A 15533-nucleotide genomic window follows, 5' to 3' on the forward strand; every position below is an offset into this window, starting at 1 on the left:
CTGTCAGGCTGCGGCGCCTAAACTTATGCGTAAACCGGGAAACCCGCACACAAGTTAGAAACCTTCGCCCGCACTTTTTCGATCACTGCGGCGTCGCCACGGCTGTCCAGTACGTCACAAATCAGGTTCGCAACCGTTTGCGCTTCGGCTTCTTTAAAACCACGACGCGTAATAGCAGGAGTTCCGATGCGCAGACCTGAAGTCACAAATGGTGAACGCGGGTCATTTGGCACAGAGTTTTTGTTCACGGTGATGTGCGATTGACCTAACCACGCATCCGCTTCTTTACCTGTGATGTCTTTGTCAATCAGGTCCATCAGGAACAAGTGGTTTTGGGTGCCGCCAGAGACGATTTTGTAGCCACGAGCTTTCATCGCATCACACATAGCGACAGCGTTTTTCAACACTTGTTGCTGGTAAGTTTTGAACTCTGGCTGTAACGCTTCTAAAAACGCCACAGCTTTGGCTGCGATCACATGCATCAGAGGACCACCCTGGCCCCCCGGGAATACCGCAGAATTCAGTTTCTTTTCAATTTCTTCGTTTTTACGCGCCAAAATCAGGCCACCGCGTGGGCCAGCCAGCGTTTTGTGTGTGGTCGTGGTGACGACGTCAGCGATTGGCACCGGATTTGGATACAGACCCGCAGCAACTAAACCTGCTACGTGCGCCATGTCGACCATCAGGTAAGCACCGACTTTGTCGGCGATATCACGGAAACGTTGCCAATCCACGATGCCTGAATAAGCCGAGAAACCAGCGATGATCAGTTTTGGTTTATGCTCCAGTGCTAAAGCTTCGGCTTGATCATAATCAATCACGCCAGTTTCAGGGTGCAGGCCGTACTGTACAGCTTTGTACAGCTTACCTGATGAACTGACTGTTGCGCCGTGAGTCAGGTGACCACCGTGCGCCAGACTCATGCCGAGGATAGTGTCGCCAGCATTTAACAGCGCCAGAAACACCGCTGAGTTTGCCTGAGAACCTGAATGTGGCTGAACGTTCGCGTAATCAGCACCAAACAATTCTTTCGCGCGAGAGATAGCTAAATCTTCTGCGATATCAACGAATTCACAGCCACCGTAGTAGCGTTTGTGCGGGTAACCTTCTGCATATTTGTTGGTCAGCTGTGAACCCTGGGCCTGCAGAACTCGTGGGCTGCAGTAGTTCTCAGAAGCGATCAACTCAATGTGATCTTCCTGACGCTGAGTTTCATCAACAATAGCTTGCCATAATTGTGGATCAAAATCGGCAATCGACATTTCACGCTTTAACATGGTTTCTCCTGCTTTGGCACAGTCGCAAATTAAGATACAAAAACTGCGCGGTATGATACACCTGTTAAGGTCAGTCTGCACTGCAAAATTAGACGTCTGAACATCTACATGCATTCATTCTGTGGCAGATCAGAGCAGTTTAGAGTGCGGCAAACAACAGCTATCGGATCTTTTACACTTTAACTTGCAAGCGACACTTTACAGTTAGCTTTTTCTGATTATGATAACTGTATACATATACAGTTCAATTGAATCATGCGCAAAATTATTCATATCGACATGGATTGTTTTTTTGCCGCCGTCGAAATGCGGGACAATCCGGCCTGGCGACAAGTACCCCTAGCAATTGGTGGCAGCAGGACAGAACGGGGCGTGATTAGTACCTGTAACTACCCGGCCCGTGCTTTTGGCGTACGTTCAGCAATGCCGACAGGGCAAGCGTTTAAGCTGTGCCCACAGCTGGTACTGGTCCCTGGTAATATGGAAAAATATAAAGCTGTCAGTACCAGCATTCAGGCTATTTTTCATCGATATACTGACAAAGTCGAACCACTCTCGTTAGATGAAGCTTATCTTGACGTGTCCGAATGCGACTTGTTCCAAGGTAGTGCCACCCGAATAGCTGAACATATTCGCCAGACCATTTTTCAGGAAACCGGCCTGACGGCTTCAGCTGGTGTTGCACCAAACAAGTTTCTGGCAAAAATTGCCAGTGACGAGAATAAACCTGACGGTATGTTTGTGATCCCACCGGAGCAGGTCAGTGGCTTTGTTGCTCATCTGCAGCTACGCAAAATTCCTGGTGTTGGGCAAAAAACAGCAGAAAAACTGGCCAAATTCGGCCTGCATCGCTGTAGCGATGTCCAAAATGCAGATCTGACTTTGTTAGTCAGGGAGTTCGGCAGTTTTGCAGAAGTGTTGTTAGAGCGCAGTCAGGGAATTGATCATCGTGCTGTTCACACAGATCGCGAAAGAAAGTCAGTCGCGGTGGAGCAAACTTTCAGTCAGGATTTAAATAAACCTGAGCAAGGCTTGCAACCCCTTGCAGATATGTATCAAAAGTTATTGCGTCGCATAGAGCGCTGCGGTGCGCAGGAGCATATCCACAAAGTTGGGATTAAACTGAAATTTCAGGATTTCCATCAAACCACCATAGAGCGACAACACCCTGAGCTTTGCTTTCAGTTGCTACAGCAGTTATTGACACAAGCCTGGCTCCGGGGTCAGGGCAAAGCAGTACGGCTGGTCGGGATCCATGTTGGTTTAAAAAGTCAGGCAGAGCAGGCTCAATTGGATCTGGATTGGCAATAACAGTACATAAAATTTTTATCTCAGCCCCCTTTTTCGCACCAAATAGTTTCAGTATTTGTCGACACTTTACACACTGAACTGCAACGCTCATTTCATTCTTGCCGCAAACAACTTAATCAAAACATAAAGGACATAGATAATAAAGAAAGCTAGGGATTAAGGAATAAGGAATAAGGAATAAGGATTAAGGATTAAGGATTAAGGATTAAGGATTAAGGATTAAGGATTAAGGATTTCAGCATTTACAAAAACAAAAAGCCGGCAGAAGCCGGCTTTTCAGGAAACTTTTCTGAGCTTGCTATTAAGCAACTACAGTTACGTTCTCTGCCTGAGGACCTTTCTGGCCTTCAGTTACTTCGAAAGTCACTTTCTGACCTTCTACCAGCGTGCGACGGCCGGTACCGTTGATAGCGCGGAAGTGTACGAATACATCTTTGCCGCCTTCGCGCTCAATGAAACCAAAACCTTTATCTTCGTTGAACCACTTAACGGTGCCGGAAATTAATTGTGACATAACATTCTCTTACTTTAACTATATTTGCCATTGACTGGCGACTTAAATATTACCGGCCACGTTCGAGCTAGTACATATTACGACCCCATTATGTGGGAACCACTGGGTGGGGTCAATAGGTATTGCTGATCCAACGGAAAATAAAATTAACCGTCTGTTGACCGTTCCTGTTGAGTGCAAAATAAAACCTTTGCAAACAAAACCTTGGCAGTAAATGTGTTCAATTAACACTCAGCTGCTGTTCGCAGTGTAGCACCGAATTGTGTCGAAAAAGCAATCATCTCAAATTATTTTTGCTTTTTTTTCATTGGCGCTGAACCGTCGTCGCCACCCTGGAAAAACTGTGGCTTTTTCTTTGGCAACGGGCTGTCAGCCGACTTCATTTTGTTGTTGCCCGCCCCTGCCGTCTTCTTCTGAGGTTTAACCACGGGTTTTACTGGCTGCTTTTTCTTTACTATGCCATCAAATTTTGCGGTCAAACCTTCAATCAGGGCCATTTCAAGCGGTCGGCGCAAAAACTGCTCAATCGCACTGAAGGCAGCAATATCTTTCGGGCCAACCAGCGAATACGCCAGGCCTTGCTGACCGGCACGCCCGGTTCTGCCGATACGGTGCACGTATTCTTCCGGGTGTTTAGGTAAATCAAAGTTGATCACATGCGAAACCTGCAGCAAGTCCAGGCCCCTTGAGGCAACATCTGTCGTGACCAGCACCTGATACTTATTTGCGGCAAATGACTGCATCACACTATTTCGCTGTGCTTGCGTTAGTTTGCCATTCAGGCCAACCGCGGCAAAGCCAGCGGTCTGGACCAGCGCGGCGAGGCGCTCGGTATCTTCCCGGGTCGCCGTGAACAAAATCAGCTGACGGATAGGTTCAGACCGTAAAAAATGCATCAATAATGCTTCTTTATGTGTCAGATTATCCGCAAAATAACAAAGCTGCCGGATGTCTTTATGTGGGTCATAACCAGCGCCCAATGCAACCCGATATGGGTCCTTGAGCAAAGATAACGCCAGCTCATTGACTTCGGCATGGTCTAAAGTGGCTGAAAACATTAATGTCTGACGTAAACGGTGTGACGCCTGTTTGTGGATTGCATTGATCTGCGGCATGAAACCGAGGTCCAGCATACGGTCAGCTTCATCCAGGATTAACATTTCAAGCCCTTGTAAAAAAAAGCTTTTATGTTCCAGGTGGTCGGCAAGACGTCCGGGCGTCGCGACAATAATATGTGGCTGGCGCTTTAAGATTTTTTCCTGGTCGTTGAAATTTTCACCACCCACGATAAAAGCAGGGGTTAAACGCGTATTGGCGACAAACAGCCGCAGCTGCGCATAAATCTGCTGCGCCAGTTCTCGGGTTGGTGCCAGAATGACTGCACGCGGGTCTTGTGCTGACAGTGGTTTGCTACGCAACAGCCGCTGCATCATCGGCAGCAGATAAGCCAGCGTCTTGCCAGAGCCGGTTTTTGAAGAAACGATTAAATCCTTGCCCTGCATCACTGCAGGAATAGCCTCTTGCTGAATTTCTGTTGGTTGGGTAAAACCCAAATGTTGAATTGAACGCAGCAGACGGGGATCTAACGCGAGTTCCTGAAAAGCGGCCATAAGTACTCTGAAGCTGAAAATAATCGCTTAGCATACCGTAAATCAATGCTGCCGTCAGCCACAGCGCTTGGCAAGACAGCGCAACACATGGAACAATAACCGTCATTTTTTCGAGAACGCTGGATTTAAATATGAGCAAATCACTGGCCGAGCAGCTATTAAAAGCAGGCCTTGGCGATGCCAAAAAGCTGAAAAACATCAAAAAAGAACAACATAAAGAACGGGTTCAGGCTGGCAAAAATGGGCAGGTTATCAATCAGGCTGCGGTACTGGCCGAGCAGGCAAGACAAGCACAAATCGCTAGGGACCGGGAATTAAATCAGCAGAAAAAAGCTGAAGCCGACCGTAAGTCGCTAATTGCCCAAGTCAAACAACTCATTGAAATGAATATCATCACCGATAAAGGCGAACTGGGCTTCAACTTTACTGACTCCAATAAAATCAAGAAAATTTACGTCAGTGAAAAAGTGCATCAGCAATTAGTCAAAGGTCTGATTGCAATTGCAAAGCTTGGTGAGCAATATCATTTGGTGCCGATCCAAATCGCAGAAAAAATCCAGCTGCGTCAACCTGAAGCGATTGTGCTGCTGAATCAGCAAGATACACAGGCGCCTGAAGACGACCCATACGCAGACTTTAAGATCCCTGACGATTTAATGTGGTAAGTCTTGGTAGCTAAGGGAGAGCAGATGTCAGTCAATCAAAGTAAAACGATGGTAGTGAGCTGGTTGTTGTTGTCAGTGACCGGGGTTGTCGCCTGTTGGGCCAGTTTGTTCAATGGTCAGTTTGAAACTATTTATGGCTTGCCCAGCGTTATAGGGGCAGCAATGCTGATGTGGATCCGTCAGCAGCCGAATTTCTATGCCCAGCCTTTCTACCGGTTGAGCTGGCAAATCAGCATGATATTACTGTGGCTGCTGTTAGTACCAGGTTGCTATTATTTGGCCAGCCAATTTTGACATCGCCTGAACTCTCGCTGCAACCTGCCCAAAAGACACAGTTGTGGCATTTACAAAGCCTGTTCCACTCTGCTGCAGAGATTCGGCATTGGGGCGGCGAAGGGTTTTCATATCCACTGCAACGCCAACATTTTTTGCAGCAGTTATTGCTCCCTGACACTGAAGCATTCGTTCTGATGCATGCCGAAAACCTGTTGGCTTTTGGCCAGATATGCGATCGGTTCGACAAAATCCATCTGGCCCGTTTGCTGGTGCTGCCACCATATCGGCGGCAGGGTTTTGCGCGGGTGTTAGTCGCCGGTTTATTGCAGCAGGGATTGAAGCGCTGGCCGACCCGCTCCGCGTCGCTTTATGTCTATAAAAACAACAGCGCGGCTATCCACAGCTACCAGCGTCTTGGCTTTCAAGCGGGTCCACAACCGGCTGCGCATCGTGCTGATTTGCATTTTATGACATTGCCCAATCAGGCCTGCTGTGCACTGGCTGCTGCCGCCCCAGTCTTCATCAATCACGGAGAACCCTGATGCCGATTTGGATAGACGCGGATGCATGCCCGAAAGTGTGTCGTGACATGTTATTGCGCGCCGGTGAACGTTTAAAAATCGAGCTGAACTTTGTCGCCAATCACGCCTTGCCGCTGCCACGTGCGCCCTGGTGCCGGCAATTCCGGGTTGAAGCAGGCTTTGACGTCGCTGACAACCTGATTGCCAAGTCAGTTCGACCTGGCGACCTGGTGATGACACAAGACATTCCACTTGCGGCTATTTGTGTCGCACAAGGCGCGACGGTGTTGACACCACGCGGCGACAAACTCGATAAAGACAACGTGCAGGTCCGGCTTGCCGTACGCAATCTGCAGGAAGAATTACGCAGTGCCGGCATGGTCAGCGGTGGCCCGCCAGCGATTGACCAGCGCGATCGGCAAAAATTTGGCAATGCTCTGGACCAATACCTGCAACAATGGCAACGCAGGCAGCCTCCGGTCTGACTTAGAGCTCGCCCTGCTGCCGGACACTGACGCCTTTTACCGCCGGCTTAAAGCTGTTAGTCAGCTGCCATTTCGGTTTGATTGGCGTTAAGGGCAACGTCCGTTTGCGCGCAATCAGCACATAAGCAGCGCCAAAATAATTCAGATGTTGCTCAGCCCAGAGCCGAAACGCCGAATCCGCCTTAGATTGCGCCAGCATGCTGGTGCAAAACAGTCGCTGTTCGTACAAAACTTCAAAGCCTAGCAGTTGCAACCAGTCTTTTACCCTTGACTGCGAAAAAAACCGGCCAGACCAGGGAAACCTTTGATGCAGGCCAGGCCATAACTTCAGCAGTCCCATCAGACTATAGGGATTAAATCCACTCATCAGCAGATAACCATCCGGCATCAGCACACGATGGGCTTCGCGGATCACATGATGCGGATCCTGAGTGTATTCCAGGCAATGCGCCAATAACACGGCATCGACGGCATGCTCAATAAATGGCAGGTCATCCGGATCGGCAATCACGGACACCTGATCCCCCCCTGTTGCCAGATGAATTTGATGCCGGATGCCACAAGCCGTGGTATCGAGCTGGCAACTCAGTGTGCCCACTTTAAGCAAGTGATAGCCAAAAATACGCGGCCACCACAGGTTAAACTGACTTTCGAGCTGCTTTGCCAGTACCTCACCCTGCGCAAACGCATGCCAGTGTTGCGGCACCTGACTGAGCGCATAACGGCTTAAAGCTGGTTTCATCCTCGCCACCCCCGGTATAATCCGCGATATACTGCGCGAAGACTGCCGGCATGCTTCAGTTGAAGGCATTGGCTGCTGCAACAATTATCTTTATGACTCATAGGATTGCTGATGCACCTCACCCCGGAAGCTATTCCAATTCTGCAGGATAACTACATCTGGCTGTTGCGCCAAGGGGCCAATGCAATTGTGGTAGACCCGGGGCAATATCAGCCGGTGGCTGATTATCTGCAACAACAGCATTTACTACTTCGGGCGATATTGGTAACCCATCAACATCCTGACCATATCGGCGGACTTTCGCAACTTGCCGCTGACTGGCCCGAAGCGGCGGTCCTGGTGCCGCAGGCAGCTGCGACGGATGTTCAGTTGGCCGGTCGTCAGGTTCAGAATGGTGAATTGCTTCAGATCAACGAGTGGCAAGGCGCCATTTCGGTGCTTGGCGTACCTGGCCATACCTTAAATCATCTGGCTTTTCTGGTGGATGGCACGCCACCGGTATTGTTCTGTGGCGACACGCTGTTCAGTGCGGGCTGTGGCCGTCTATTTGAAGGAACTGTAGCCCAAATGTTGCAATCGCTGCAGCGTCTGTCAGCTTTGCCTGCAACGACATTAGTCTGCTGTGCTCATGAATATACCCTGGCCAATCTGCGATTTGCCCTCGAAGTTGAACCTGATAATCAGACGCTGGTCGAATACCAGCGCCACGCAGTCGCGTTACGATCTGACGGAGTACCGACCCTCCCAAGTCAAATCGGACTTGAACTTGCGGTAAATCCATTTTTGCGCTGCCATGAGCCTTTGTTACAACAGCGCTGGTCGCAGCCGGATGCATTGTCGCTTTTTACGTTTTTGCGACAATGGAAAAACCGATTTTAATACGGCTTGCAATTACGAATCAGCCCGTTACTATACGCGGCCTTCGTGTTGCCGCTGGCAACTGAATTCAGGAAAAATGCATGTTAAACAAATGCTTCCCACTGCTTGCTTTGCTGGCACTTTGTAGCTGCGCCCGTCAGACTCCAGAACAGGCCGAGTCTGCTGCTGCCAGCTCAGCGCCAGCAGCAATCAGTCAGCAACAGCCTGCGGTGCTGGACGTGCCGATGTCGCCACTGGATCCGGTCGTGACAGAAAACGAGTTGTCGACATACACCGATGTCTGGCAACGCATTCGCCAGCAAATGCATATTCAGGTGCCGCCACGTGCCGATATCCGCCGGGAAATCGCATTTTTTGCCAGTAAACAAAAGTTTTTTAATGAAGTCGCCAGCCGCGCAGAGCCTTACCTCTATCTGATAGTCACTGAGCTGGAAAAACGCCGGATGCCGGTTGAACTGGCGTTATTGCCGATCGTTGAAAGTGCCTACAATCCGGTCGCACAAGGCAAAGGACCTGCAGGGCTTTGGCAAATGGTACCGCAAACTGCCCGTAATTTTGGCCTGAAGATCCAGCACGGTTATGATGGTCGTAAAGATCCATGGAGCTCCACTGTCGCGGTACTGGATTATCTGCAACATTTGCACGACAGCCTCGGCAATGACTGGCTGAATGCAGTTGCTGCCTATAACAGCGGTGAAGGCCGGATTATGGCCGCCGTCGAGCGCAACAAAGCACGTGGAAAACCGACTGATTACTGGAGCCTGCAGATCCCCGGGCGTTACGTCCAAACCATGCCCAAGTGGCTGGCGATGATTAGTCTGGTGAAAAATCCGGCTAATTATCAAATCAGTCTGCCCCCTGTGGTAAACCGGCCTGTTCTTGGCTCGACGAAAATTGCCGGGGCCGTGCCATTACAGCAAGCAGCCGAACTGGCTGGGATCCCGCTGAATCAGCTTAAAAAACTCAATCCTGGATTTGCCCTGACAACTACGCCAGAAGGCAAAGAGTTCCCGCTCTTATTGCCACTGGACACTATCGATGCATTTGAAAAACAACGTCATTTATTGAAAAAAGTGACTGTCGCAGCAGCACCGTCAGTCGGCCCCCAACGCTATAAAGTCAAAAATGGCGACAGCCTCGGCAGTATTGCAGCCCGCTACAAAACCAAAGTTGCCAGCCTGCGTCGCCTGAACCAGCTGAAAAACGATCAGTTGCAAACCGGGCAAATCCTGTTGATACCGGCAGGCAAAAATATGTCCACAACAGTTGCCGGAACTCGGGCGCAGAGTTATCAGGTCAAATCCGGCGACAGCCTGTGGACAATAGCGCAAAAATTGCGGGTCGACAGCGAAGAACTTAGGATATACAACAAGTTAGCAACCAACGCTCACTTAAAACCAGGTCAGTCTCTGCGCGTCCCGGGTTCATCAGTATCGTCTGGAACCGTCGTTGACAGCAAAAAGAAACACAAGGCTGTCTACACAGTTAAAAAAGGCGATTCACTCGACCGCATCGCCAAACGACATAAAATTAAATTAGCCGATTTGCTCAGATGGAATCAGTTACAGGCCGATAGCAAATTAAAACCAGGCCAACAACTGCGATTAACGCCTGACAACCGGCAATCGTGATAAAACGGGGTGATTATGAAGTATCTGACAAAGGCATTGGCCTTAGCTGCATTGTGCTTTAGTTCTGCAAGTCTGGCCGAATTTCAGTTAGATGGTCCGATACAGCTCACGCTGGCGGACGGCAACCAGCAGCAGACTGAATTTGGCTTTGCATTCCTGCAAAACGACGGCGGTTATCAGTTTAAACTGGGGCAACACAACATGGCTGTAGAGGAAGTGCCCAAGCGTTACACGCTGGCACTGATGCTGAATAAAGATCAGCTGGTGTGGGCGCGGGATTTCAGTAAAGCTCCGCTTAGCGGGTTTCACTGGCAAATTGGCAAGCATCAGCTGAAATTATTCAAACAGAAATTACAACCGGCACGTCCGGGCGATTTTGTCCTGCTGATTGACGATTTGCGTTATCATTTTATCGAAGGCCGACCAGCGCAGATCCATTTTCATTTTGACGAAAAAGGCATTACCGAAATTGCAGTAGAGGCCATGCTGCAACCTAAGCGCTGACTTAGCAATGAAAGCGGGCCTGAGTTTCAGCTTCGGGGCCTGCTTCCTTTTGTAACTGCAACGCAGCAACCCCACCCCATAACACCGATAATGCCGGCGCCAGCGCGACAAACCACCAACTCAGCGGATAGAACAACCCCCAAGCATAGCAAAGTGTCATCAACACCAGATGCACAGCTAAACCCAGCCAACCGGTGTAAAACAGCAAAGCGTTAAACCAGCGTTTGGGCCGGCGTAACTGCCAAACTGGATCTGTTGTCATCCCCCCTCCTGATTGACTGCTAAGAAACTGTTCGTCAGCGCAAAACGATCCAGCGCATCCAAATCAGGCTGAATTGGCGTACCTGTCGGGTCTTGCTGCTGCAGATACAATACATAACTGGCCAGGTGCAAAATTGCCTGTAACCTGTCGATATGGGGCGACGATTGCAGATCCAGTCTGTACATGGCTGCTGCACAAATATCGGCAGAAAAGCCCCACAAAGTCATCAGATAGCCGGTTAACACACAGTGATCAGCTACGTCATCCTGAAACATATCTTCCTGCGTCAGCTGTTGGCTGCTCAGCGGCTGGGTCGCTAACAGAGCCAGCGGACCAAGGGCCTGCATCAGGCCCGCAACATAAGCTTTCTCCGCCAGACTGGCGTCATCCCGGCATTGTGTGCGTGCAAGCTGGAATGCCACAGAGGCCAGTGCTACCGCGTAATCTTGTAACTGCTGATGTAATTGTGGTTGGATGCGCCCCTGGTACTGCTGATGTAACATAAAAGCCTGCATAATCGCTTTGATCATGTCGCGACCAAGCCGGCTGGTGACTTCCTGCAAATCAAGTGTCTGACGCCTGAAACCCAGATATGCCGAATTGGCCATCTGGATCAGCCGCCCTGCCAGAGGCGCTTCGCGCTCTAAGGCGGCAGCCAGCGCCCGCTGCGAACTGTCCGGGTCATCCAACAAGGTTAGAATATGTTGATACTGCCGCTGTTGGATTGGCAAGGCTTGCAAGGTGCCCAGCTGATACCGGGCATGTTCAGAAAACGGTCCCTCAATAATCTGTTCCGCCCGCTGAAAAATAGCCAGTAAATCCAGCTCAGTGAAAGGTTTGCCGAGTAACATCTGCGCTGACTGAACAGCCGCCAGCAAAACCGACTCGTCGTTTTCTGCACTCATCAAAACCCGGATTGTTGCCGGTGAATGCCCGGCGCAAAATTCCAGTAACTCTTCCCCGCGCAGCGATTCGTCCAGCCGGTCCGCCAGCAGCATTTGCGGAGCTAAAGCCTGTTCCAGCAGAAACTGAGTTGCACTGACCGCATCGGTGCAAAGCTCAGCCTGCCAGTGTGGACAGAGCCGGCGCAACAAACGCTTTGTCGCGGCACCTGCAGCCGGGTCCGGTTCAACTATCAATACCAACCAGCGATCAGCCTCAAACATGAAGTAATTCCTCCCACTGCTGCCGGATTGGCTGGCAGGCAAGAAAACTGACAAACTCCTGACTATTGAGTGGCTTACTAAAAACATATCCTTGGATGTAGTCGCATTGCATATCGCGCAACAACAAGACCTGCCCGATGGATTCAATACCTTCTGCCACCACTTGCATTCCCAATTCGTGGGCCATCCGGATCATGTGTCTTATCATACTGGCACATTGTGGTGAGTGTTCCAGATCTAATAACAAAGACCGGTCGAGTTTGAGTTTATTCACCGGTAGCTTCGCCAGATAGGCCAGCGACGAATAACCGGTGCCAAAATCATCCATCGCCAACAGGCAACCTAAGCCATGTAAATGCCCCAACAATCTGCTGCTGGCATCAATATCGGCCATCAAAAATGTTTCGGTCACTTCGAGTTCGAGACATGCGGGCGCGAGGCCAAAGTGTTCGAGGTACGCCGCGATGCGGCCCGACAATTGTGGATCTGTGAGTTGACGACCGGACAGGTTGATTGCCAGATGTGACAGCGAATGGCCCTGGCGTTGCCATTGCTGGAAATGACGCAACGCCTGCTGCAACACCCAATCACCGATGGCCTGAATTTGACCATCTTGCTCAGCAATAGGGATAAACACCGCCGGCGACACCTGACCATACTTCGGGTGATGCCAGCGGATCAGCGCCTCAGCACTGTCACAACAGCCATCACTCAGCCGGATTTTGGGCTGAAAACTCAGGCTGAATTCCTGACTTTCCAGCGCATCATATAATGAGTTACTCAATTCAAAATGCTGGCGTTTTTGTTCCACCATCCCGGCGTCGTAACGTAGAAAGAAACCAGCCGGATTCACCAGATTTTGCCGGCACGCCACGTCGGCATGTTGCAGCAATAAAGCCGCAGTCGCACCGTCAGCCGGCGACAAGGCATAGCCGACGCAAAAAACCAGCTGCACCCGGTTAAAACTCAATACCAATTGTTGCCTGAACGGCCGCAGGACCTGTTCAATCGACACCAACAACTGACTTTCCTGCACCAGACCTGGCAACACCAACACAAATTTGTCAGCCGCAACATAACCCAGCAGAGCTTTGGCCGGTAACTGGCCACGCAGCACCTGGCCGGTTTTTTCCAGCAGTTCATCCAGCTGAGCCTGGCTCAGTGACGCGTTGTACAGCGCAAAATCTGGTAACAACAAAGTGACAACAGCGAATTCCCGTTGATCCGAAGACAGCAGATCTTCGATTTGTGAGCGTATATCTGCCGCGGTCAATAGCGCGCTGACAGCAGTGAAGACCTGGTCACTGATGCGCTGAACCGGCATAATTTTTAGCAAATAATGCTGTAAATCTGAGATACGGTGGCTAAAGCTAAAGTAGTCGCCGTGCACACCATGCAATTGAATATCATGATCTTTTTTATGTAAGAAACTGGCCAGTTCAATCGGATTGATGTCGGTAAACAACGCAGACAACACCTGACCACGCAGTTCGGAAGGCTGCAGCCCCAATACCTGACAGGCTGCACTGTTAAACCGTAACACCTGACCAGACGCAGACAATTCAAGCAGAGCTTCGTGACTGGATAACAACAAGTTGGTTCTTTGTTGCTCGGCCTGCCGCCGGTCACGTTCACTGATAGCCGCCGCAATTTCTTTGAGCAATTGCCCGTCGTCCCAGGGTTTTTCCAGGAAACGCCAGGCCGCGCCGCTGTTTAAGCAGGCTAGCAACGCATCACGCTCCGCGTAGGCACTCAAGACGAGCCCGATAGTCGAGGGGTATTGTTGCTTGACTTGCTGCAGCAGCTCGGCGCCGTTCATGCCTGGCATGCGAAAATCTGACAACACCAGCGCGACAGGCTCAGCAGCCAGCTGATTCAACGCCACAGCGCCACTTTCAGCCAGGAGCACCCTGTACCCGGCGCGCTGCAAAGTACGTTGCAGCGCACGCAAAATGGCCGGTTCATCGTCGACTAATAAGATTGTTTTTGCCATGCAAGCTCCTTCCCCATTCACCATAAACAGGAGCAGGCAGCTCAGGCAAGTATTTTCCTGCATACTTGCTCTGCGAGCCGTGGAGCGCCAATATAAAGCCTCATCGGCAGTGGAGCAGTAAAGATGCAAAAACCGGCAACAGCCCCTTCGACTAACGCGCATTGGCAACAAACAGATCGGCTGGCGACCATTGGTACTCTGACTACCGGAATCGCACATGAACTGAATAACCCTATTGGGTATATTCTGAGTAACCTGATCAGCTTCCAGCTGTATCTGCCTATTTTCATTCAGTATTTCGACATTTTACAGGCATTGGCCCGCTGCAGTGATACAGAACAAAAACGCCTGCTGCAACAACAGCTGGCAAGTTTGGAACAGCAGGAGAATTTACAGTTTTTATTGAATGATACTCAAAGTCTGCTGAATGACTCCGTGCAGGGGGCCTCAAGAGTGCGCGACTTAGTGCTGGATCTGCGCCGTTTTTCTCATCCGGATCACGCAGAATTTCAACGGCTTGAATTACGGCCGTTGTTGGAGATGGCATTGCGGTTGAGCAAAAATGAGCTGAAAAATCATATCACAGCAGAATGTTTGCTGGAGCCTGCCAGCATTTGGCTGCAGGGCCAACCAGCTGCATTGACCCAGGTACTGGTGAATCTGCTGCTCAATGCCGCACAGGCCATAGGGGCGAATACCGGTCTGATCCGCATAACTGCAGTGCAGACCGGTGCCTCGCTTGAGCTTTGTATTGCTGACAGTGGCCCCGGCATTGCGCCGCAGATCCTTCCACAGATTTTCGAGCCGTTTTTTACCACTAAAGCACCGGGCAAAGGTACCGGGCTGGGTTTGCCGATTTGTCAGTCCATTGTTCAACAGCATGGCGGCAGCATCAGCGTGGGCTCCTCAGCACTTGGCGGCGCTGCTTTTACCCTGCGCCTGCCCGCAGAGACAACCACCGCGTCAGGGGACAGCAGTTCGGGTTAAAACGCCAGTGTTCAGGCCTGTGCATCCGCTTGTTGCTCAGGCGCAGCAGCGATAAAAGCCGGCAGTGTCATACACTGCTGATAAATGCGCACAATCTGAGGAAAGGGCGTCAGTTCTAACTGAAAACGCAGCGCGTTATAGACTTGCGGCACCAGACAAACATCTGCCAGCGTCACCGTATCTCCACAGGCATAAAGCCCGGCAGTTTGGTTCAGCCGTTGCTCCAGTGCAGTAAAACCTTGTCGCAGCCAATGCAAAATCCAGTCAGTCTTTTGCAGATCACTGATGCCCAAAGTACCACTCAGATATTGCAGCACGCGCAGATTATTGAGTGGATGAATGTCACAGGCAATATCCAGCGCCAGTGCACGCACGACCGCAGCTTGAGCCGGCTCTGCTGGTAACAATGGCTGCCGGGGAAAAGTTGCATCCAGATATTCGATAATGGCCAGCGACTGGTTTAGTGTTAAATCATCATGTTGCAGCGTAGGCACCAGCATTGCCGGGTTCAGTCCCCGGTACGGCTCCGCTTTTTGTTGGCCACCGTCTTTGAGCAAATGCACCGGAATATGGTTTGCGGTTAATTCTTTGAGCGCCAGCGCGATGCGCACCCGGTAAGCTGCAGACGAGCGCCAGTAAGTATATAAAGTCAGCATCGGAAAACTCCAAGTGGCAAAAAGCCGGCAATCGCCGGCTCTTTCATGCAAGTA

Annotated in this window: 17 protein-coding genes; 9 read left to right on the plus strand and 8 right to left on the minus strand. The window is 50.6% G+C overall.

Annotation, left to right across the window (positions count from 1 at the left end):
- Positions 1-23: 23 nt before the first annotated feature.
- Entirely contained in the window at positions 24-1277 is a 1254-nt protein-coding gene (gene glyA / locus Q399_RS0103405) for a serine hydroxymethyltransferase (protein ID WP_031565530.1), read from the minus strand.
- A 255-nt stretch (positions 1278-1532) separates the two neighbouring features.
- Here glyA and dinB point away from each other — a divergent pair, with 255 nt between their 5' ends.
- Positions 1533-2588 carry a DNA polymerase IV gene (gene dinB / locus Q399_RS0103410; RefSeq protein WP_031565531.1) on the plus strand — a complete coding sequence of 352 codons (1056 nt, stop codon included), beginning with the start codon at positions 1533-1535 and terminating at the stop codon, positions 2586-2588.
- Between the two features lie 301 nt (positions 2589-2889).
- On the opposite strand, the gene Q399_RS0103415 is transcribed toward dinB, so the two are convergent.
- Both Q399_RS0103415 and Q399_RS0103420 read right to left on the minus strand, forming a co-directional pair.
- Positions 2890-3102 carry a cold-shock protein gene (locus tag Q399_RS0103415; RefSeq protein WP_031565533.1) on the minus strand — a complete coding sequence of 71 codons (213 nt, stop codon included), beginning with the start codon at positions 3100-3102 and terminating at the stop codon, positions 2890-2892.
- 287 nt (positions 3103-3389) lie between these two features.
- Positions 3390-4712: a DEAD/DEAH box helicase gene (locus Q399_RS0103420; protein ID WP_031565536.1), complete on the minus strand. Its 1323-nt coding sequence runs from the start codon at positions 4710-4712 to the stop codon at positions 3390-3392.
- A 131-nt stretch (positions 4713-4843) separates the two neighbouring features.
- On the opposite strand from Q399_RS0103420, the gene Q399_RS0103425 reads away from it, so the two are divergent.
- Genes Q399_RS0103425 through Q399_RS0103440 form a run of 4 tightly spaced genes read left to right on the plus strand, consistent with a single transcriptional unit; the run spans position 4844 to position 6659 of the window.
- Complete coding sequence (locus Q399_RS0103425) at positions 4844-5377, plus strand: DUF2058 domain-containing protein (protein WP_031565538.1); 534 nt, start codon at positions 4844-4846, stop codon at positions 5375-5377.
- A 24-nt stretch (positions 5378-5401) separates the two neighbouring features.
- Positions 5402-5671, plus strand: coding sequence for a hypothetical protein (locus tag Q399_RS22060; RefSeq protein ID WP_031565540.1), 270 nt, complete (start codon positions 5402-5404; stop codon positions 5669-5671).
- Between the two features lie 41 nt (positions 5672-5712).
- Positions 5713-6195 carry a GNAT family N-acetyltransferase gene (locus Q399_RS0103435; protein ID WP_157836217.1) on the plus strand — a complete coding sequence of 161 codons (483 nt, stop codon included), beginning with the start codon at positions 5713-5715 and terminating at the stop codon, positions 6193-6195.
- Positions 6195-6659 carry a YaiI/YqxD family protein gene (locus tag Q399_RS0103440; protein ID WP_031565544.1) on the plus strand — a complete coding sequence of 155 codons (465 nt, stop codon included), beginning with the start codon at positions 6195-6197 and terminating at the stop codon, positions 6657-6659. Before Q399_RS0103435 ends, Q399_RS0103440 begins: the two co-directional genes overlap by 1 nt.
- Before the next feature lies 1 nt (position 6660).
- Here Q399_RS0103440 and Q399_RS0103445 read toward each other — a convergent pair whose 3' ends face one another.
- Positions 6661-7401 carry a class I SAM-dependent methyltransferase gene (locus Q399_RS0103445; protein WP_031565545.1) on the minus strand — a complete coding sequence of 247 codons (741 nt, stop codon included), beginning with the start codon at positions 7399-7401 and terminating at the stop codon, positions 6661-6663.
- A gap of 111 nt (positions 7402-7512) precedes the next feature.
- Here Q399_RS0103445 and gloB point away from each other — a divergent pair, with 111 nt between their 5' ends.
- From gloB to Q399_RS0103460, 3 genes are all read left to right on the plus strand, one after another.
- The gene (gene gloB / locus Q399_RS0103450) at positions 7513-8280 is read left to right on the plus strand and encodes a hydroxyacylglutathione hydrolase (protein ID WP_031565548.1); all 768 of its coding nucleotides are present in this window, start codon (positions 7513-7515) and stop codon (positions 8278-8280) included.
- A gap of 80 nt (positions 8281-8360) precedes the next feature.
- Positions 8361-9911: a LysM peptidoglycan-binding domain-containing protein gene (locus tag Q399_RS20980; RefSeq protein WP_037045513.1), complete on the plus strand. Its 1551-nt coding sequence runs from the start codon at positions 8361-8363 to the stop codon at positions 9909-9911.
- 15 nt (positions 9912-9926) lie between these two features.
- Complete coding sequence (locus Q399_RS0103460; RefSeq protein WP_051685704.1) at positions 9927-10415, plus strand: hypothetical protein; 489 nt, start codon at positions 9927-9929, stop codon at positions 10413-10415.
- 1 nt (position 10416) lies between these two features.
- Here the strand turns inward: Q399_RS0103460 and Q399_RS0103465 are convergent, their stop codons facing one another.
- Genes Q399_RS0103465 through Q399_RS21380 form a run of 3 tightly spaced genes read right to left on the minus strand, consistent with a single transcriptional unit; the run spans position 10417 to position 13836 of the window.
- Positions 10417-10677: a hypothetical protein gene (locus Q399_RS0103465; RefSeq protein ID WP_031565555.1), complete on the minus strand. Its 261-nt coding sequence runs from the start codon at positions 10675-10677 to the stop codon at positions 10417-10419.
- Positions 10674-11843: an HDOD domain-containing protein gene (locus tag Q399_RS0103470; RefSeq protein ID WP_031565556.1), complete on the minus strand. Its 1170-nt coding sequence runs from the start codon at positions 11841-11843 to the stop codon at positions 10674-10676. The genes Q399_RS0103465 and Q399_RS0103470 overlap by 4 nt, the downstream gene beginning before the upstream one ends.
- Entirely contained in the window at positions 11836-13836 is a 2001-nt protein-coding gene (locus Q399_RS21380; RefSeq protein ID WP_051685705.1) for a putative bifunctional diguanylate cyclase/phosphodiesterase, read from the minus strand. Before Q399_RS21380 ends, Q399_RS0103470 begins: the two co-directional genes overlap by 8 nt.
- 123 nt (positions 13837-13959) lie before the next feature.
- On the opposite strand from Q399_RS21380, the gene Q399_RS0103480 reads away from it, so the two are divergent.
- On the plus strand, positions 13960-14823 hold the full coding sequence (locus Q399_RS0103480) for a sensor histidine kinase (RefSeq protein ID WP_051685706.1): 864 nt from the start codon (positions 13960-13962) through the stop codon (positions 14821-14823).
- Positions 14824-14834: 11 nt separating this feature from the next.
- Here the strand turns inward: Q399_RS0103480 and maiA are convergent, their stop codons facing one another.
- Positions 14835-15479 carry a maleylacetoacetate isomerase gene (gene maiA, locus Q399_RS0103485; protein WP_307689884.1) on the minus strand — a complete coding sequence of 215 codons (645 nt, stop codon included), beginning with the start codon at positions 15477-15479 and terminating at the stop codon, positions 14835-14837.
- Between the last annotated feature and the right edge of the window lie 54 nt (positions 15480-15533).

Source organism: Rheinheimera texasensis DSM 17496 (assembly GCF_000711985.1).
GTDB lineage: Bacteria > Pseudomonadota > Gammaproteobacteria > Enterobacterales > Alteromonadaceae > Pararheinheimera > Pararheinheimera texasensis.